Origin of the sequence: Pleurocapsa sp. FMAR1 (genome assembly GCF_963665995.1) — a bacterium.
Taxonomy (GTDB): Bacteria; Cyanobacteriota; Cyanobacteriia; order Cyanobacteriales; family Xenococcaceae; genus Waterburya.
Map to the genome: position 1 here is coordinate 5,123,208 of NZ_OY762512.1, position 18,229 is coordinate 5,141,436.

General features: G+C 41.9%; 18 protein-coding genes and 3 pseudogenes. 13 read left to right on the forward strand and 8 right to left on the reverse strand.

From position 1 onward, the window contains the following. Positions 1-33: 33 nt before the first annotated feature. Both SLP02_RS24855 and SLP02_RS24860 read right to left on the reverse strand, forming a co-directional pair. On the reverse strand, positions 34-729 hold the full coding sequence (locus SLP02_RS24855) for an energy-coupling factor ABC transporter ATP-binding protein (protein WP_319423400.1): 696 nt from the start codon (positions 727-729) through the stop codon (positions 34-36). Further along, positions 729-1,004 carry a hypothetical protein gene (locus tag SLP02_RS24860; RefSeq protein ID WP_319423401.1) on the reverse strand — a complete coding sequence of 92 codons (276 nt, stop codon included), beginning with the start codon at positions 1,002-1,004 and terminating at the stop codon, positions 729-731. Before SLP02_RS24860 ends, SLP02_RS24855 begins: the two co-directional genes overlap by 1 nt. 268 nt (positions 1,005-1,272) lie before the next feature. Between SLP02_RS24860 and psbD the strand changes: the two genes are divergently transcribed. The 9 genes and pseudogenes from psbD to SLP02_RS24905 form a co-directional block, all read left to right on the forward strand. Beyond that, the gene (gene psbD, locus SLP02_RS24865; RefSeq protein ID WP_319420893.1) at positions 1,273-2,331 is read left to right on the forward strand and encodes a photosystem II D2 protein (photosystem q(a) protein); all 1,059 of its coding nucleotides are present in this window, start codon (positions 1,273-1,275) and stop codon (positions 2,329-2,331) included. A 252-nt stretch (positions 2,332-2,583) separates the two neighbouring features. Continuing rightward, entirely contained in the window at positions 2,584-3,516 is a 933-nt protein-coding gene (locus SLP02_RS24870) for a phosphate/phosphite/phosphonate ABC transporter substrate-binding protein (RefSeq protein WP_319423402.1), read from the forward strand. Beyond that, positions 3,513-4,358 (forward strand): phosphonate ABC transporter, permease protein PhnE, encoded by an 846-nt coding sequence (gene phnE / locus SLP02_RS24875; protein WP_319423403.1) that lies wholly within the window; start codon positions 3,513-3,515, stop codon positions 4,356-4,358. The genes SLP02_RS24870 and phnE overlap by 4 nt, the downstream gene beginning before the upstream one ends. 134 nt (positions 4,359-4,492) lie before the next feature. After that, complete coding sequence (gene phnC, locus SLP02_RS24880) at positions 4,493-5,221, forward strand: phosphonate ABC transporter ATP-binding protein (RefSeq protein WP_319423404.1); 729 nt, start codon at positions 4,493-4,495, stop codon at positions 5,219-5,221. Positions 5,222-5,635: 414 nt separating this feature from the next. Continuing rightward, entirely contained in the window at positions 5,636-6,559 is a 924-nt protein-coding gene (locus SLP02_RS24885) for an NAD(+) kinase (protein WP_319423405.1), read from the forward strand. A 111-nt stretch (positions 6,560-6,670) separates the two neighbouring features. Beyond that, a complete protein-coding gene (gene nblR / locus SLP02_RS24890; protein ID WP_319423406.1) occupies positions 6,671-7,354 on the forward strand; it encodes a response regulator transcription factor NblR in 684 nt (227 codons plus the stop codon). After that, positions 7,355-7,849, forward strand: a complete 495-nt coding sequence (locus SLP02_RS24895) for a DUF192 domain-containing protein (protein WP_319423407.1) — start codon at positions 7,355-7,357, stop codon at positions 7,847-7,849. Between the two features lie 708 nt (positions 7,850-8,557). Then, positions 8,558-8,767 carry a DUF2949 domain-containing protein gene (locus SLP02_RS24900; protein WP_319423408.1) on the forward strand — a complete coding sequence of 70 codons (210 nt, stop codon included), beginning with the start codon at positions 8,558-8,560 and terminating at the stop codon, positions 8,765-8,767. Between the two features lie 281 nt (positions 8,768-9,048). Next, positions 9,049-9,291: pseudogene (locus SLP02_RS24905) on the forward strand (DUF4158 domain-containing protein); the annotation flags it as partial. A gap of 9 nt (positions 9,292-9,300) precedes the next feature. Here SLP02_RS24905 and SLP02_RS24910 read toward each other — a convergent pair. After that, complete coding sequence (locus SLP02_RS24910; RefSeq protein WP_319423409.1) at positions 9,301-10,578, reverse strand: ISAs1 family transposase; 1,278 nt, start codon at positions 10,576-10,578, stop codon at positions 9,301-9,303. Positions 10,579-10,814: 236 nt separating this feature from the next. On the opposite strand from SLP02_RS24910, the gene SLP02_RS24915 reads away from it, so the two are divergent. Both SLP02_RS24915 and SLP02_RS24920 read left to right on the forward strand, forming a co-directional pair. Continuing rightward, positions 10,815-11,153, forward strand: coding sequence for a hypothetical protein (locus tag SLP02_RS24915; RefSeq protein ID WP_319423410.1), 339 nt, complete (start codon positions 10,815-10,817; stop codon positions 11,151-11,153). 164 nt (positions 11,154-11,317) lie between these two features. After that, positions 11,318-12,658 (forward strand): annotated as a pseudogene (locus SLP02_RS24920) (transposase); the annotation flags it as partial. Positions 12,659-12,688: 30 nt separating this feature from the next. Here SLP02_RS24920 and SLP02_RS26900 read toward each other — a convergent pair. The 4 genes and pseudogenes from SLP02_RS26900 to SLP02_RS24935 form a co-directional block, all read right to left on the reverse strand. After that, positions 12,689-12,973 (reverse strand): GNAT family N-acetyltransferase, encoded by a 285-nt coding sequence (locus SLP02_RS26900; protein ID WP_413467432.1) that lies wholly within the window; start codon positions 12,971-12,973, stop codon positions 12,689-12,691. Further along, positions 12,931-13,649 (reverse strand): IS1 family transposase gene (locus tag SLP02_RS24925; protein WP_319418853.1). Its coding sequence is split into 2 segments (ribosomal slippage): positions 12,931-13,361 and positions 13,361-13,649, totalling 720 coding nucleotides; the frame shifts between segments, so codons are not numbered across the junction. The genes SLP02_RS26900 and SLP02_RS24925 overlap by 43 nt, the downstream gene beginning before the upstream one ends. 150 nt (positions 13,650-13,799) lie before the next feature. Continuing rightward, a pseudogene (locus SLP02_RS24930) lies at positions 13,800-14,509 on the reverse strand (IS1 family transposase). Positions 14,510-14,808: 299 nt separating this feature from the next. Beyond that, positions 14,809-15,276: a tyrosine-type recombinase/integrase gene (locus tag SLP02_RS24935; protein WP_319423411.1), complete on the reverse strand. Its 468-nt coding sequence runs from the start codon at positions 15,274-15,276 to the stop codon at positions 14,809-14,811. Between SLP02_RS24935 and SLP02_RS24940 the strand changes: the two genes are divergently transcribed. Beyond that, on the forward strand, positions 15,276-15,518 hold the full coding sequence (locus SLP02_RS24940; protein WP_319423412.1) for a hypothetical protein: 243 nt from the start codon (positions 15,276-15,278) through the stop codon (positions 15,516-15,518). The genes SLP02_RS24935 and SLP02_RS24940 overlap by 1 nt on opposite strands. A gap of 250 nt (positions 15,519-15,768) precedes the next feature. Here the strand turns inward: SLP02_RS24940 and SLP02_RS24945 are convergent, their stop codons facing one another. Then, positions 15,769-15,996, reverse strand: coding sequence for a hypothetical protein (locus SLP02_RS24945; protein WP_319420020.1), 228 nt, complete (start codon positions 15,994-15,996; stop codon positions 15,769-15,771). Positions 15,997-16,314: 318 nt separating this feature from the next. On the opposite strand from SLP02_RS24945, the gene ltrA reads away from it, so the two are divergent. After that, complete coding sequence (gene ltrA / locus SLP02_RS24950; protein ID WP_319420019.1) at positions 16,315-18,087, forward strand: group II intron reverse transcriptase/maturase; 1,773 nt, start codon at positions 16,315-16,317, stop codon at positions 18,085-18,087. Positions 18,088-18,229 lie beyond the last annotated feature (142 nt).

The following is an 18,229-nucleotide window of genomic DNA, read 5'->3' on the forward strand; positions in this document are numbered from 1 at the left end:
AAAGATAACTAACCTAAAATTAGCATCAGTTTATTATCTTTCTGTTGCCAGCAACTTTTCCTTAAGGCGTTGAGGATCTCCTTTTGCCATCACTTTTCCTCTCTCTAGCAAAAAAGCTCCGTCACAATAATCTAATTCTTCTAGGCGATGAGTTACCCACAGAGCAGTAAGATTGCGCTGCTTAACCAAATTTTTCACCTGAGCTACCAATTCTAGTTGCGTATCAGGGTCTAGTAAAGCCGTGGGTTCGTCAAACAAAATTGTCTCACAGTTACGGGCAAGCGCACCAGCGATCGCAATTCTTTGTTTTTGTCCCCCACTCAGCGCATGAATTGGTCGCCTTTCTAAATTCAATAGATTGACTGCATCTAGAGCTTCTCTAACTCTTTCTCTAACCTGAACTATAGACAATTTTTCACTCACCAAACCAAACGCAATATCTGCCCCGACAGTGGGCATAACTAGCTGATGGTCTGGGTTCTGGAAAACAAATCCTGTCTTATAAGGCATGACGATAGAGCCAGTATCAGGAATTAGCAACCCTGCTAATAGTCTTAATAAGGTAGATTTTCCGCTACCGTTATTACCCAGCAACATCCAAAATTCCCCTTTAGGAACTTCTAAAGAGCAATCATTTAGCACCATGGCTTCAGGCGACCAGCAAAAACACAAGTTGTTAACCTTAATAACTGATGTTTTGTCTAACGCTTGCTCAGTGGGGTAGGTCATTATTCGCTAACGGCAGTAGCAGCGAAGAAACCAGGCACTCGACCTTCTGCCATCCCGCCCGACCTTTTATTAATGTTGACAGCGCAGATCATATTACCTTTGACCGCTACTTTTTTCTCCTCATCTTTATCACAGGTAAGTTCGACGAGGTCTGAACTACCAGAACGCATTACCTGAAGTATCTCTTGATAAAGACTGTTGGCTGCTTCAGATTCTTTGCGATGTACGGAAATAGGTAAGGGAATGTCTTGTAGAACAATATCAATAGTGAACATAGAGCTTTAAAAAAGATTGCAACAGTTAAATTATGGTCTAAATTCACAAAAATTCCCATCTTTAACTTGGTCCAATTTTCAGAAAAACTTTAACTTTTCTTTGGATTTGAGCTGGAAATTTTCTTTACTTTCTCTTATTATGTATAATATTAAGTAAAGAAAAGTTAATTTTTCTCACAATCGACTTGATGTATTTTCGTGTCAGGTCGCTGAAAATTGTAATTATTCCAACGATCCTAATAAGCATAATTTCGGAGATCTAATCTATATGACAATAGCAGTAGGACGCGCGCCGTCACAACAGGGCATCTTTGATGCAGTTGATGACTGGCTAAAACGCGATCGCTTTGTATTCGTAGGCTGGTCGGGTATTCTTCTATTCCCCTGTGCCTACATGGCAATAGGTGGCTGGCTGACCTGCACCACTTTCGTTACTAGTTGGTACACCCACGGTTTAGCTTCTTCATACCTAGAAGGATGCAACTTCCTAACCGTAGCCGCATCAACCCCAGCAGACAGCATGGGTCACTCCCTGTTGTTCCTTTGGGGGCCAGAAGCAGGCTGGAGCTTTACCCGCTGGTGTCAAATCGGTGGTTTGTGGGCATTTGTCGCCCTCCATGGTGCATTTGCCCTAATCGGCTTTATGCTGCGTCAGTTTGAGATATCGCGTCTAGTAGGGATTCGTCCTTACAATGCGATCGCTTTCTCTGGCCCCATCGCCGTATTCGTTTCAGTATTCTTGCTCTATCCTTTAGGACAGTCAAGCTGGTTCTTTGCACCCAGTTTAGGCGTAGCGGGAATCTTCCGTTTCATCCTGTTTGTTCAAGGATTCCACAACTTCACCCTTAATCCCTTCCACATGATGGGAGTAGCAGGTGTACTTGGTGGAGCATTACTCTGTGCAATTCACGGAGCAACAGTCGAAAACACCCTGTTTGATGACGGTGGCGAAGCTGACACCTTTAGAGCCTTTGAACCTACCCAAGCAGAAGAAACCTACAGTATGGTTACAGCCAACCGATTCTGGTCACAGATATTCGGGATTGCTTTTTCCAACAAACGTTGGTTGCACTTCTTTATGTTATTCGTACCCGTAACAGGGCTATGGATGGCAAGTATCGGCATCATCGGTATTGCTTTGAACTTAAGAGCTTATGACTTCGTCTCTCAAGAGTTGAGAGCAGCCGAAGATCCTGAGTTTGAAACGTTCTACACTAAAAACATCTTGCTCAACGAAGGTCTAAGAGCATGGATGGCATCACAAGACCAACCACATCAAAACTTCGAGTTTCCTGAAGAAGTATTGCCTCGTGGTAACGCGCTGTAAAAAACGTCAGAAAATTTGTGCAGGTGAGGATAATATCATTCTCACTTGTTAATGTGAACTATATTTGGTTCCAGGTAAACCCCTCGCTTTTGAGGGGTTTATTTTGTAGATAGCTATGATGATTATCTAAATAATTGGATCCTGTTAAGGTCTTAAAGTCCAGCAAGGTTAGGCTTTAAAACCTCAATATTTTTGTTTTGTACATTCAGCCTAAATTTATCTTGCTTTCAGTCTAAATTCATCTGATTAAATATGATAATTAATACTCGCTGGGTCAAAGCAATTCTTCTGGGAGTTCTAACCCTGATTACCATCATTGCCTGTAGTAGTCAGCCAGAGGTTGAGACGAACCAAAATGCAGCTAATGCACCTGTGGCAGACCTAAAACAATTGGAGTTCGGCGTTGGGCCTTATTTTCCAACTCCCAATGAGAACCGCAAGCAATTCGATCCTCTATTTAAAGAACTAGCACAACAGGTTAATCTTCCAGCTAAGGTAATAGTTACGGATGACTGGATTGGAATTTCTGAAGCCTTGCGATCGCGTACCTTAGATGCAGCTTGGTTAGGACCGTGGGGATATGTGCTTGCTAATAATAATGAGCCTTCAATTCAGGCGATCGCTACAGTTAAATATAAAGATAAACCCACTTACTATTCTGTTTTAATGGCTTGTGCTGATGCCCCATTCGACACTCTAGATGAGGCAATTGCTCAAAGTAAAGCAGGGTCAAAGCTAAAGCTAAGTCTAGCTGATGTTGGTTCTACCTCTGGTTGGTTAATTCCTACTGGCGAATTTAAGCGTCGCGGTATCGACCCCAAGGAGGTCTTTGACTATAGTGAGGGAGCTAGTCATGCAGCCCAGGCGATCGCAGTCATTAGCGACCAAGTGGATATTGCTTCAGATTATGACCGCAACCTAGACGTGTTAGAAAGTGAGGGACGGATTGATAAATCCAAGCTTAAGATTATTTGGCAATCTGAACCTTTACCCAACGACCCGATTGCGATTCGGGGCGGTTTGCCAAAAGAGATTGAAACTCAGTTACAGCAAGCTTTAGTGAATCTGTCGCCAGAACAAGCGCAGAAATTATTACCAGAGAATTACACGGGCTTTGTGGCATCTGATGGCAGCAATTACGAATCAATTCGAGAAACTGGTAAGTTGGTGGGCAAATTAAAATGACGGAACAAACACCGTCAAGTGAAAAGCTCTACCCGCCTAAGTACGAGGATATTTTACAAGCCGAACGCAATCGACGTGGAGGGCTAGGGCGCGTATTAAAACAAGGATTTTGGGGACTACTAGCTTTGGCTGTTCTGGTCGCCAGTATCCAAACTGCCGAAGTCTCGGTTGAGAAACTCTGGAACGGATTACCTCGCCTGGGGGACTGGCTGACAAGACTGTGGCCCCCAGATTTCTCGGAATTACCGTTCTTTCTAGCAGCTACTTGGGAAACTTTGGCGATCGCCATTCTTGGTACGGTCGCAGCGATTATAGTGGCAATTCCCTTAGCTGTTCTGGTTGCCAGAAACATTACTCCTTTCGCGTTATTAGCAACTCCACTGAGATTTTTTTTAAATCTGTTACGAGGAATTGATACGGCAATTTTCGCCCTGTTCTTCGTATCTATTGTCGGCTTAGGACCTTTTGCTGGCTTACTGGGAGTAGCATTTCACTCCACTGGTTCGATGGCAAAACTCTATGGAGAAGTCCTGGAAACCATCACCCCTGAACCAATTGAAGCGATTGAGGCCACAGGAACTGACCGCATCCGCACCTTTGCCTTTGCTGTCTTGCCAGAAGCAATGCCTGGACTGATTAGCATTAGCTTATATTTGTGGGAATTTAACGTTCGTTCTTCGGTAATTTTAGGTATTGTCGGGGCTGGCGGTATTGGTTACGAACTACTAGTTAGTTTAAAACTACTAGACTTTCCCCGTCTGGCTACCATTTTGATTTTGATTTTAGCTATGGTTAGTTTAATTGATGCCCTCAGTGCTTACCTGCGAAAAAGATTAGCTTAATACCGTTTCTATTTATGTTGGCTACAAGACTGACTGAGAGACTAGGGGACTAGGGGACGGGGAGAAAGATTTGTAGCAGCGATTTTGAGAGTTTGTATAAAAGAGAAAGATTTCTAAATGCCCTAACTGTTATTATGCTGACTGTCGAACATCTTACAAAGTCCTATGGCAAGACATTCGCCCTCAAAGATATTAACTTTGGGATCGAACCCCATACATTTACAGCAATTCTTGGCTCTTCTGGTGCGGGAAAAACCACGCTGCTGCGCTGTATTCTCCAACTGGTAAGACCCGACCGAGGGCGCGTCTGGTTTCAGGGACAGGATTTAACCAATTGTTCTCCCCAAGAATTACGTAACAGTCGCACCCAAATTGCTACAGTAGCCCAACAATTTAACTTGGTACGCCGTCGCAGTGCTTTAGAAAATTGCTTGGGAGGACGCTTGCAGGAGTTGCCTTTATGGCGTTGTCTACTGGGAATTTTTCCCCTCAGCTTGTTAAACGAAGCAATGACTGCACTAGAGCGAGTACAATTACTAAATGTAGCATTTCAACGCGCCGATCGCCTGTCAGGGGGTCAGAAACAGCGGGTGGCGATCGCTCGTGCTTTAACCCAAAGGGCGCGTCTAATTCTAGCAGATGAACCGATTGCCAGCCTCGACCCAGAAACGGCTCACGTTGTTTTGAGTTTATTGCGATCGCTGTGCATTCAAGAAGGGCTAACGGTTATCTGCAATCTCCATCAGGTAGAATTAGCAACTCAATATAGCGATCGCCTTCTGGGTATTAAAGGCGGAAAACTCGTGCTGGATCTGCCGACCAGTAAATTGAGTACCGCAGATATTAATCGCATTTATCGGTAAAAAATAACAACGGCTAACTAACTTACTAGACTTCTTGCACGAATTTCCCGCGTTGTAGGAACTGTCGAGGGCGTAGCTATTGCCGAGGGTGCTGGGGTTTCCCCCGTTATAGGAACTGTCGAGGGTACGCCCTTAGAAAACACTAGCTGAAAATGAGGTCAGAGGTCAGTCCTAAAAGATTCCTAAAGGATTAACTCGAAGATCGGCAAACTAGACTATGATTTTTAGCTGCCCCACGATAGGCTAGATAATAGTAATTTAAGAATTGATTATTATTAGCTTCAAATTTATTTTATAAAATTTAAGGGTTATCTAATTTCAGTTTATGGTAATTGTAAATTTGCTATTGACCGTTAATTTTAAGCTCATAGCTTTGTTTAATTACGACCAGATTATTACACAGGATAGTTAGTTGTGCCAAAGCCAAAAGCCGGCATTGTTTATAACGATATCAAGCCAGTAGCTTGCAAAATTGCCTCGGAAATAGAAGAAAAACTCACTGCTGCTGGCTGGGATGTACGTATGACCACAGGAGTAGGAGGCATACTGGAGTATTCAACTCCAGGTGATCCTGTCTGTCATACTAAAATTGAGCAATTGACCCCATCTAACTTTGATCGAGATGTCAAATTTGCTGTAGTCTTAGGTGGAGATGGCACAGTCTTGTCTGCCTGTAGGCAGCTTGCACCCTGTGGAATACCTTTGCTAACTGTAAATACAGGTCACATGGGTTTTCTGACCGAAACCTTTCTTAGTCATTTAGACGAAGCCATAGAAAAGCTTTTAGCTCAAGACTACAAGATAGAGGAGCGTTCTATGCTTACGGTCAGAGTATTTCGTAATAATGCTTTATTATGGGAAGCATTAAGCCTTAACGAGATGGTTTTGCATCGAGAACCACTTACTAGTATGTGCCATTTTGAAATACAAATTGGTGAACACGCACCAGTAGATGTAGCAGCAGACGGCATTATAATTTCTACTCCTACAGGCTCTACCGCCTATTCCTTGAGTGCAGGAGGACCTGTAGTCACTCCTGAAGTTCCTGTATTGCAGCTTGCGCCAATTTGCCCTCATTCCCTGGCTTCTAGAGCATTGGTATTTAGCGATCGCGAACCTGTTAAAATATTTCCTGCCACTGCTAATCGGATGGTAATGGTGGTGGATGGTAACGGTGGATGCTATATTTTGCCTGACGATCGTATTCAAATCGAAAAATCAGTTTATCCTGCTCGTTTTATTCGTCTCCAATCCCCTGAGTTTTTCCGTGTCCTGAGAGAGAAGCTAGGTTGGGGACTGCCCCATATTGCCAAACCAACTTCGGTTGAGCTTCCTTAAACAAGCTTGATTACAGTTGTTTGATAGTGTCTTTAAACAAACAGCGAGAAAAATATATTGCTAGCTGCTAAATGATTACCGATGATTCTCTCAACCTAGAATGGTAAACATATGACTACTAATATAGATCCATCGTTAATTCTCCTACTTACCGACAGTACTTTTGCTCAGGCAGCTAGTCAGGATATTCAAGCTGTTGGTTATTCTGTCGTTGTTGAAAAGGTCACTAAAGGATGGTCAAAGCTGAGTCAGTACAAACCAGCTATGGTCATTTTTGATCAGGTTTTTACAGGACAACTAGGACTCGATTTGTGTCGTCAATTAAGAAATGCCCAAGAGCGAATACCTGTCTTGATGTTAGTCGAACAAGAAACCGTTGCCGAAAGAGTAGCTTGTTTAGAGGCTGGAGCAGATGATTACTTGCTCAAACCCTATCAACGAGACAAACTGTTAGAGCAGATTAATCTTTATCTCCAGCCAGAAGTTAATAGCTCTAACCAGTTGAGGTTTGGAGAATTAGTCTTGGATTTGAGTACTCGTCAGGTAGTTAGAAGCGATAGACTGATTGATTTAACCATGAAAGAGTTTGAACTACTCAAATACCTAATGTCAAATCCTCAGCAGGTGATGACCAGAGAAGAAATAATTGAAAACGTTTGGGGATACAATTATCGCGGAGAATCTAACGTCATTGAAGTGTATATTCGCTATTTACGACTTAAAATAGAAAGCCAAAACCATAAAAGATTAATCCAAACAGTCAGAGGTATTGGTTATGTTTTGCGAGAGTTTTAAATGATTAAACTAAAAATTAGCCTTGTATTCTTGATTTTATTATCTGGTTGTTCTTCCTTGGCTAATACCCAAAAAACTATTGCCAATGCCTCAGAGGAGATTCAACAAGGACAGATGTTACCTATTACTGCTGCTGCTGAGATGGCAGGAAAAACTATTCAATTAGAGGTCGCCCAAACTCCAGAACAACAGGCTATAGGCTTAATGTATCGCGAGTCTTTAGCTGATGATCGGGGAATGTTATTTCCTTTTGCCCAAGAGCGACTAGCCAGCTTTTGGATGAAAAATGTATCTATATCTTTAGATATGATTTTCTTAAATGGCAACCAGATTGTGAGCATTGCTGCTGATGTACCTCCTTGCAAAGCTGAACCATGCCCTATATACGGACCTGGTGCTTTGGTAAATAAAGTAATTGAATTGAGAGGCGGAAGAGCCAAAGAGCTAGGAATCAAGGCAGGGGATAAGATAACGATTCGCAAATCTGATTCTTGAAAGATCTAAATCTAAAGCAAATCTGGTATTACCGTTTAATAGATGGGTTTAAAGCCCCGTCGTTCTTGCGTATGGAGCCTCAACGGGGGGAACCCCCGCAACGAACTGTTTTGCTTTTCGCGCTTTACGACGATTGGGACTGGGGAACAGGGACTGGGGGAGTTATTTGACTGCGTAGTCAGACCCAACGGGGGAGTGGAATATGGCTCTTAAACAGAGCCATTTCCTCGCCTCAATCCCTAATCCCTAGTCACACGAATCACCGACCGTTCACGGCGGTGAGGAGTCAAAGGGCGATCGCCAGATTCTAAGCTACTGTTGAGCAACTTAATTGTTGGCAAGGCAATATTGTCTAATAACGATTGATTTTGCTGGCAAGTTTATCATTTTAGACCCGATTTCTATCGATAGGTAGAGTGCAAAGAAGAGGATTAAATATTATCTTTTTTGTACTTGCTGAAATTAAGTGATCTTACTGACCAATATATGTCATTATAGAAATTCTTAATTTGTTGAACCGCCAAGAATTAATTGCTAAGAAAATTGAAGTTTCAAGCGACTGTGATTTGAAACACAGGCAAAGTTTTATTTATTTTCAACAATAGTAAGAATTCAGACTTAGTGCAGCATAAGCTTAATTTTTGCTATTCAAGCAATACGTTATATCTACGAATCAATCTGAGAAATTAAAATAAAAGGTCAATAGTCATGAAACCAGCCATGTACAAGAATTTTGTTAAGTTTTTGAAAGAAGAATTATCTCTTTCTACCGATTCTATTAATATTGTCCAACGTGCTGTGGAAGATCAGCCGGCGCCTATTCCCATGATTTTGTGGCAGTATGGTTTAGTTACCTTAGAAGAGCTAGACCGTATTTATGATTGGCTGTACAGCAAAACTAAATTTGATATCAGCTAAAGGTATCAAATGATTGAGACGTTGAGCCAGCATTTAGCAAGCTAGATAACTCTTTACATGACTTGTTTTATTTAGGCGGAAATAAAAGGTTAGTGCGACGAAGTGCAGCCTACGCCTGAAACCAATTTCCTGAAAGCATTGTAGATAACGAAGTACTCTCCTTCACTCAACCCTATTTTTCGACTGATTAATAAGTTTACCAAATTTTGACAGGTAGTTTTGAATCTGCATTCATGATGAACTTTAAACGAGAACGCTAACCAAACTGGGATACAGAAGAACTCATAGAAAATTGGACGCTATTACCCCAAGAGTTAGAACTAACCAAAAAAAAAGTAGGTGGTAATCAAATAGGCTTTGCACTTCTACTCAAGCATTTTCAACTGTTCGCCTATTTTCCCGAAGATAAATCTTCCATTTCTCAAGTTGTTATTTCCTACATTGCTTCGCAGGTTAATCTCCCAGAAAGTTCTTACTCTGATTACGATTGGCAAGGGCGTTCGGCAAAAGTTTATCGGGTTTAAATTCGTAGTTTATTCAACTTTAGAGTCAGGGTAAGCGCAAGAAAATTTAGGCATCAGACAGGTTAGATTGTAAGGGAATCGAAGCAGCGAGAACTTTGAGCAAATAGCCCTTGTCCATGCTGCTCGCCTCGCTTTCTGACGAGTGCTGCGCTTGAAACTCGTTTCTTGATTAAGTAGATTAATACTCCATCGCTTTAGTAAAGCAATGTTTTCAGGAGCATTACCTGTACGGATGCGACAGGCATCTTCCCCAAACGTCACGTCTAATACCCAGTGTAGTTGATTTTCTATCGACCAATGCTGTCGGATAGCTTTACCTAATGGTTGAGCGTTAGGTGGCAAAGAACTGAGATAGAACATCACCTCTTGGGTCGTCTTATTCCAGAGATGGCGTGTGCGTATAACTCGAACTATAGTTTGTAAACCAGACCATTGAGCTTGTTTATATAAACCCCCCATTTGATTGAGTGCCACGGCTGTGACCTTCCGTTTTTCACGACGGTGGTGTCCCGATTCGACGCGGACATCATGACTGTATTTAATGCCTTCAAAGCTAGACCCTTGGGCGGTTTCAAACCATTGCTTTACCTCAAGGTGCAAGGTAGGATGATTCTTTTTCAGTGCCAGCACATATTCTGCACCTTGAGCCTGAATCCGATGAGCAATTTCTGTCTGAGTTCCCATTGCATCAATGGTAATTATGCATCCAGAAATATCTAAAAGTTCTAAAAGAGCTGGAATAGCAGTAATTTCGTTACTTTTCTGCTGAACTCTGACTTGACCGAGAAATAAACGATTCTTGCTTGCCCAAGCACTAACTAGATGTAATGCTCTTTGTTCACCATTACGGTCATAAGAACCTCTAACTGTTTTTCCATCAATGGGAATGACTTGCCCACCCAAATCTTTCACTACACTGCTCAACCAACTATTAAAGCTCTGCTCCATCGCAGTAGGAGATATCTTCTCGAATAGCCTTCTATATGTATCCGCCTTGGGAATTCCGCAAGGTAGGTGTAAGACACTAGACAACCAAGGCTCATGGCTCACTCCATAAATTTCGATATCCTCCCATCCTTTTGCTCCCCCAATCGTAGCGAGTAAAGCAATCATGACAATACTCATAAATGGATGAAGAACACCTTGCTTCCCTCTGGGGTCTGTTAAGTCTTCAAAATGCTCGAATAGTTTCTTCTCTACTTGCTCGCAATCGAGTGCTGGCAGTAGTGACGAGGATTTGCTATTTTTCTTGAGAGAGACAGACGTTTCACCAAAACCTTTAGCCATTTGTAATCCTCATTATAAGCGGGATTTTCCTAGCATATTACGGTTTCATTTTTCTTGCGCTTACCCTGGGGGGGTACCCCTTGGTTGTCGAGGGCGAGCAAACTGAGTCAAGACCCCGCGTGCGCGAACTGTCGGCGCGTTTTGGGTGGGAAGCTTCCTACCCAAAAGCCGCCGAGGAGTTCGTCGCCGTTGCGAAGCGCGAAAAAGCGTTGCGGGTCTGCGACCCGTTGAGCTTATTGAGCAAGAAGCAACGTCGAGCCGCATTTTGCGGCTGGCGCAAGGGAATGCTAACGGGTGTTGAACCCCATGCGCGGGGGTCGCACCGCTTCCTCAAAACCGATTTAGGAGCAGTTGGACTGGGCAGTTTCCTGACTGAAATAGAAAAACTCAAACGCATTCGCGCTGTTGGTTTACCAACCAATTTGTTGGAAGCCAGATCGTCCAAACTGGTCAAAACCTATCGTCATCGAGCAGAATCGCGAAACTCCCTATCTCCTCAGACAACATCCCCCTGCTATTCGCTACACTTTGATGGCAGCCTTTTGTATTCAACGCAGCCAGGAGATTACGGATAGTCTGCCATACGATACTAACGACTATCATCAAACGGATTGATAACAGAGCCGAAAAACGTATCAATCAGGACGCGCTCCAGTGCGCGTCGCCAGCGAAGCTGTCGGAGCAACGTAGTTGCTCGATTGAAGAGTTCAAAAAGGTTTCAGGTAAAACAAACTTACTGTATCGCGAACTGGAGTTCGCCGACATTCTCGAAGAAACTGACTTGAGAGTAGATTTTACCCGTGGCTTTAAAAGTAGGGGAACTAGAAAAATACTAGACAGAGAAACCTTACAGAAGCGGTTGTTGCTTTGTCTGTTTGGTATGGGGACGAATACGGGATTGAAGAGAATTAATACAGGAATTGATGGTGAAAACTACCAAGATTTAATTTACGTTCGCCGTAGATACATCCATAAAGACCAGTTACGCAGTGCGATCGCCGAGATAGTTAATGCCACCTTTGAAATTCGACTGCCTCATATCTGGGGAGAAGGAACTACTACCGGTGCAAGCGACAGCAAACACTTTCCCGCAGGGGAACAGAATTTAATGACCCAGTATCATCTCCGCTATGGCGGACGGGGAGTAATGATTTATTGGCACGCCAGTGAAGAATTCCACCTGTATCTATTCTCAACTCAAAACCTGCTCTAGTAGTGAAGTATCGGCAATGATTGACGGGGTTTTACGGCACTGTACCAGTATGGAGGTAAAGAAGAATGATGTGGACAGTCACGGTCAAAGCGAAGTAGCTTGTGCCTTTACCCACCTATTAGGTTTTCAGTTAATGCCCAGGCTCAAAAGAATTAAGGTGCAGAAGCTAGATCGTCCTCATGCTGGTCAAGCAGATGCTTATCCTAACTTAGAACCAGTGATGACTCGTCCGATAAACTGGGATTTGATACGCGACTCTGTACGACCAGATGGTAAGGCGGCTTTTGTGTGGGAAGCTTCCCACACAAAACGCGCCGTTAAATATGCCACTGCTTTAAGGTTAGGGACGGCAGAAACTGAAGCTATCTTGAAAAGATTTAGTAAGAATCCCTTTAAGCATCCTACCTATCTAGCTTTGATGGAATTGGGCAGAGCCATTAAGACTATTTTCTTATGTCAGTATCTTGACTCAGAAGCTATACGCAGAGAGATTAATGAGGGTTTGAATGTGGTAGAAAGATGGAATGAGGTCAATGAATTTATCTTCTACGGTAAGGGTGGTGAGTTTGCTTCTAATCGCTGGAGCGATTCGCCGTTGCCAAGCAACGTCGGATTCCCGTAGGGAATCGCTTGGAGAGTCAGGAATTATCGGTGTTATCTTTGCATTTGTTACAGATTTGTCTGGTGTATGTGAACACCTTGATGATTCAGAGCGTGCTGACGCAGAAGCATTGGCAGAAAAGGCTGACTGCAAGAGATTTACAAGCAATTACACCTTTGATATTTGGTCATGTTAATCCTTATGGGTTGTTCAAGCTGGATATGAAAGAGAGGATAGAGAGGTTATTGCAACCATTAGTGGCTTAGAAATGAGCAATAAACATTTTATTGTTAAAATCAAAACTCTTTATTAAGTAACTCTAATTTTTCGTTTATTTGATAGTCTTTATGCAAATAAAAAGATTCTGCTTCGCTATCTTTAGCTGTCAGTAACGTAATGAAATTGTAGCCATTTGCTTTTAATTCATACTCAAGTCTATGAAGTAATTTAGAGCCAATGCCTTGTTTTTGATATTTATGAGAAACGAAAAATTCTAGTATTTCAAATCCTTTTGCACCTTTAAAAGGAATAAAATGTCCTAAAGATGTAAGGACGTGTTGTAATGATGGACAAAATACCAGATTGCCCCGATCTGATTTTCGATTTTCTTAGAGAACGATAGAGTCTTCCTGACTAATCGAGAAACTCTTTGTCGCATTGTGCAATTAAATCGTTCTATGTAATTGGTTTTTCTCTCTTTCCCCACCGCTTGATGGCGTTTTGAAGGAATTACCTGTTCATAGGCTTCCCAGAAGTCACTATAACAAACGGCACACTGTCGATAGACTGAGGGCAAAGATTGCCATAGCTTTCTCGCTCCATGACGACGGCGATCGCCGATATGAACCCCGACTATTTCTTTAGTTTTTGCAGCCAAAGCCAACCAAATCCATTGTTTATTGGCTTTATTACCGACAAATGACCACATTTCATCACACTGAATCGTTAATTTTCCTTTTTTTTTGTTCTCACTTTAACTTGCTGAGAAACTGATTCGTATTTAGCATTGACATAACTCTGTAACCAAGGTTCTGAAACTTCTGTAACTCGGGCAATTCCAGCTAAAGGAATCTTCTCTAAGAGTAATTTGTCAATCAAGTTTTTGGTTGGTTGGTCGATCATTTTATTCTGTGGATTTTCCACATATTGTCTACCACAGTCGCGACATTTATAATTTTGCTTGCCATTGTGAATGTGACCGTTTTTAACAATTTGTTCTGAATTACATGATGGACAAGATGGCAAATCTACTGGCATGGAAATCAAATGATCTACAATTTCCTATTTTATATCCTTACATCTTTAGGACTACCCAAGAAAGAAATGTCCTAATATTGCTCCAATTATTTCGCCATTTATCGTAGCAAGATACCCACAAGAACTTTGAGAGTTAAATATCCGGTAGTGCTAAAGATGTAATGATGAGTTGTAGTGATGTACGAAATACCAGATAGCACCTATGTGATTCTCTAGGGATTTAGAAAAGGATAAGGTTTTCCTAACTAGCCGAGATACCCGTTGTCTAAGTGTGTTGTTAAATCGTTCAATATAACTCGTTTGACCAGTCTCTTTTCCTACTGATCTATGTCGTTGACGGGGAAATACTGCCCCATAAGATGACCAGAAGTCAGTGTAAGCAACTGCACATTGACGATAGACCGAAGGTAACGAATCCCAGAGTTTTCTAGCTGCTAATTCATCGCGATCGCGCCTCATAAACTCCCACAATTTCCTTAGTATCTGCATCTAACCCTAACCAGACCCATTGTTTGTTGCCTTTATTATCTACAAATGACCAGAGTTCATCACCTTGAATAGTCAACTTTCCTTTTTTTTTGTGTTACTTGTATTGTTCTTGCTACCAGAGCATATTTATTATTGACGTATGTTTGTAGCCATCTCTCAGAAACCATTGCCACACGTGCAATACCAGCCAAGGAAATTCTTTCTAATAAGAGCCTGTCAATTAGCTCGCGCTTGTCTTGGCTAATCATGATTTTCTGAGGATTTTCAATAAATTGGCGCTCGCACTCATTACATTTAAATCTTTGTTTTCCGTTGTGAATGTGACCGTTTTTAACAGTTTCCTCAGAAGAACAATTTGGGCAAGTTGGCATTGGTCTAGCTTTTTAAATGTCAAGGCTCATTCTAGATCATTACTTCTGCAGGACTACCAAATATCCAAGTTAATCGCTCCTCTGCCCAATCACACTCCCAATATTCATTCCAAGGTGGAATACTAAATACCGATATATATAGCTCTGAAAGATATTTTAAATCTTTTGTTTCAATCCTTCTTATTTTTATCAAAACACAAAATAGAAACAACAAACTATATTAATCCATCCAGAAATTTTCAAACCTTTGGGGCGACATTTGAGTATAGCGGACACAAATCTTTGATTTGTCCATGCTTTCAGCATGGGACGAACAGAGTTCGTCGGTGAATGTTTTTATGACCTAAGTAATCCTGAATCGCTCTCGTATCATGACCTTGAGCAGCTAAATAGTATCCGCACGCATGGCGCAGTTGATGGGGATGAACCTTAAAGGCAATACCTGCTAGTTCCCCTGCTCTAGCTACAATGTGGCGGATTGAGCGAGTTGAAAGAGGAGCTTTGCGTCCGCAGACAAAAACATAGCTCGTACCAGTATAATCTCTTTGGATTTGGCGTAAGGCTCTCAATTCGGGAGAGCGTAAGGGATAAATACTATCATGACCATGTTTCACCCGATGTACCTCAATGTAACCACCAGCTAAATCTATTTGTGTCCATTTGAGAGCTACTAATTCAGCAGTTCTGAGTCCGTGACGGAACATCAGTAGAATGATTGCCTCATCCCTCACGCGATGACGACCTGATTTTTTAGCGGCCTGAATCATTGCTTTTACTACATGCGGGCATAGCCCTTTGTGACGATCGCAGGTATTCTCTTTCCCTCGTCGATGGTTTTTTCGGTGGAGGAGAAAACTTTGCCGAAAATAGAACTTGGGCGGTTGTTTGTAGCATGGGTAAAGTCCTCATGAGAAGCGTTTATATCTTTATGGTACTTTGCCTAGAAAAAGACAAACTAGGCAATGTTATCATTTGTATTTCTTATCAATCAGCTAAAAAAATGGTATAAATAATCACAAAATTTTCGAGGCTGCACTTCGTCGCACGAACCCTATATTTAAGTGCGACTCGTTTAGTCGAAACAAGGAGTAAAAACCCTTGGTATGACTAGCTTGGATAAGACTCAATCATGAGTATCTGAACCATGACAACTGAATATTTCGTGTAGGTGAGAGAGCCTGTAATAAGGTGCTAAATATTAACAAAAGCTCAAATCATCAAGTCCTACTCTCTCGGTGTTGGGAGTAAAAGTATAACCCCTACGGTAGCGACTGGTCATCAATCCGTAAAGCGGGGTTAAATGTAGCTCTAACTGGTAGTCTGAACTGGTTCTCTGCTAGCAAGAAGTCTATGGATAAGATTAATTCTGAAGTAAAAGGAATAATCTTCCCGTCATAACCATCGTTAAGGGTAAACAGCCAAATCAGGTCTGACAGGCACGCGACGCGGTAGCGTCGCCAGTCGTCGTTAGACGACGATCTGGGCATTCGCCCTGTGCCAAAAGGCATCAGCGCATCTGGTTAATTGTCAGTGTGAATATGACAATCACAACACTAACCGCGCTCGGTGGACAGACACATCCTAAAGATTCATACCAACGAAATATTCGGAACGAGGAAATCCCTCTATAGCTCTCAGGCTATTGGTCGAAATACCTGAGTAATCAACCAAGACGTAAACTCTCCGATATCAGGAGGCTATAGAGGGCGAAGGATTGAGGAAAAAGCTAAGGCTTATTTGTAATGAATAAGATATGCCCACGTCCTCACTGTTTTCAGTCAAGTAGTGATTAAGTAGCAATAGATATGTCTAAAACAGATTCAAATCAGAATACTGTGGAATGGAAACAGCTTGATTGGCGTAAAATCCAGAAGGCTGTTTGGAAGTTGCAAAAGAGAATCTACCGAGCCTACATCAATGGTGATGTCAAACAAGGAAGAAGGCTACAAAAAACCCTCATCAAATCCTATTACAACCGACTTTTATCCGTAAGACTGGTCACACAGGATAATTCAGGAAAGAAAACTGCGGGAGTGGATCAGGTGAAATCCTTGACCCCAAAGCAGCGATTTCAACTCGCAAACGGTTTAAAACTAGAGGATAAATCCCAACCCATTAGAAGAGTTTGGATTCCCAAGCCTGGAAGAAACGAAAAGCGACCTCTAGGTATTCCTGTGATGCGCGACAGAGCAACACAAGCTTTAGTTAAAGCTGCTCTAGAACCAGAATGGGAGTCAAGATTTGAAAATAATTCTTATGGCTTTCGACCTGGAAGAAGCGCACATGACGCTGTGGAAGCCATCTTCAACCAGATTAGATATAAATCAAAATTTGTGTTGGATGCAGATATAGCGAAATGTTTTGACCGAATTAACCACCATCACCTCCTAGCCAAGCTCAATACATTTCCTACCATTAGGAGACAAATCCGAGCCTGGTTGAGAGCCGACATTTGTGACTTTGAGAAGAATCAAAAGACTCCAAACCGTCAGGGAACGCCACAGGGAGGCGTAATTTCCCCGCTTTTAAGCAATATAGCCCTACACGGAATGGAAAATAGGATTAAACAAATTAAGGGTGCATCTTTAATCAGATATGCTGACGATTTCGTAATCTTTTATAAAAATTTGGATACTCTCAAGGTTTGTCAAAATGTCATAAGTGAATGGTTATCCCACTACGACCTTGAATTAAAATTTAGCAAAACCAAAGTTGTTCACACTCAACTTGAACTGGATAAACATCAACCAGGATTCGATTTTCTGGGATTCAATATACGCCAATATAAAGTTGGCAAATACCAGTCAGGGAAGAACGGACAGGGTAAATTATTGGGGTTCAAAACAATTATAAGACCATCATCCGATAGTGTTAGGAGGCACTATGAAAAACTTTCCCTTAAAATCGGAAGGTTAAAAGCTGCACCCCAAGAAAAAATCATCAGTGAGTTGAATCCGATTATTAGAGGATGGTGTAACTATTACAGAACAGTGTGTAGTCAAGAAACTTACTCAAAAGTTGGTCATTTAACTCACAAAAGGCTACGTAGATGGGCGGATAGAAGACATCCCAACAAAAGTAAATACTGGGTGGGAGATAAATACTGGGTAACTATAGGAGAAGATAATTGGGTTTTTGGTAAGGAATATAAGGATGATTTTATTACCTTAGAAAGACATACTAAAACAGCAATTGTACGCCATGTCAAAGTTAGAGGAAATAAAACCCCCTATGACGGAGACACCATTTACTGGGCAAAAAGAAAGGGTTCGCATCCTGAATTGAAGCCTTCAACAGCTAAATTGTTGAAAAAACAAATGGGTTTATGTAATTGGTGTAATCTTAACTTCCTTGATGGAGATTTGATAGAAACTGACCATATCATCCCCAAAAAGGCGGGTGGTAGCAATAGTAGAGATAATCTCCAGCTACTACACAAACATTGCCATGATGCCAAAACGTACAGTGACCAATTGGTTATAAAGCTCCATCAAGCGAAAAAGTCAGGAGAGAAGACTCAAAAATGGTTCAATAACTTGGACTGGCTATGGGTCAACGATATTCCTACCTTACTGTAATTGGGTACTCACGTATGAGTCTGAAAAGAGAGGAGCGCAGTGAGGTTAAAGTCTCATGCTGCGTTCATTTGACGAGTCGGGTTGGTGACAACCTGGCTTAGTCTAACGCCGTCTAATAGCCATACGTATAGTTAGTTACTTG

Bases quoted from the DNA above. Each gene is read 5' to 3' on its own strand.
- SLP02_RS24855 (WP_319423400.1), bottom strand. From the start codon at position 729: ATGACCTACCCCACTGAGCAAGCGTTAGACAAAACATCAGTTATTAAG.
- SLP02_RS24860 (WP_319423401.1), bottom strand. From the start codon at position 1,004: ATGTTCACTATTGATATTGTTCTACAAGACATTCCCTTACCTATTTCC.
- psbD (WP_319420893.1), top strand. From the start codon at position 1,273: ATGACAATAGCAGTAGGACGCGCGCCGTCACAACAGGGCATCTTTGAT.
- SLP02_RS24870 (WP_319423402.1), top strand. From the start codon at position 2,584: ATGATAATTAATACTCGCTGGGTCAAAGCAATTCTTCTGGGAGTTCTA.
- phnE (WP_319423403.1), top strand. From the start codon at position 3,513: ATGACGGAACAAACACCGTCAAGTGAAAAGCTCTACCCGCCTAAGTAC.
- phnC (WP_319423404.1), top strand. From the start codon at position 4,493: ATGCTGACTGTCGAACATCTTACAAAGTCCTATGGCAAGACATTCGCC.
- nblR (WP_319423406.1), top strand. From the start codon at position 6,671: ATGACTACTAATATAGATCCATCGTTAATTCTCCTACTTACCGACAGT.
- SLP02_RS24895 (WP_319423407.1), top strand. From the start codon at position 7,355: ATGATTAAACTAAAAATTAGCCTTGTATTCTTGATTTTATTATCTGGT.
- SLP02_RS24900 (WP_319423408.1), top strand. From the start codon at position 8,558: ATGAAACCAGCCATGTACAAGAATTTTGTTAAGTTTTTGAAAGAAGAA.
- SLP02_RS24910 (WP_319423409.1), bottom strand. From the start codon at position 10,578: ATGGCTAAAGGTTTTGGTGAAACGTCTGTCTCTCTCAAGAAAAATAGC.
- SLP02_RS24935 (WP_319423411.1), bottom strand. From the start codon at position 15,276: ATGATTCAGGCCGCTAAAAAATCAGGTCGTCATCGCGTGAGGGATGAG.
- SLP02_RS24945 (WP_319420020.1), bottom strand. From the start codon at position 15,996: ATGCCCAGATCGTCGTCTAACGACGACTGGCGACGCTACCGCGTCGCG.
- ltrA (WP_319420019.1), top strand. From the start codon at position 16,315: ATGTCTAAAACAGATTCAAATCAGAATACTGTGGAATGGAAACAGCTT.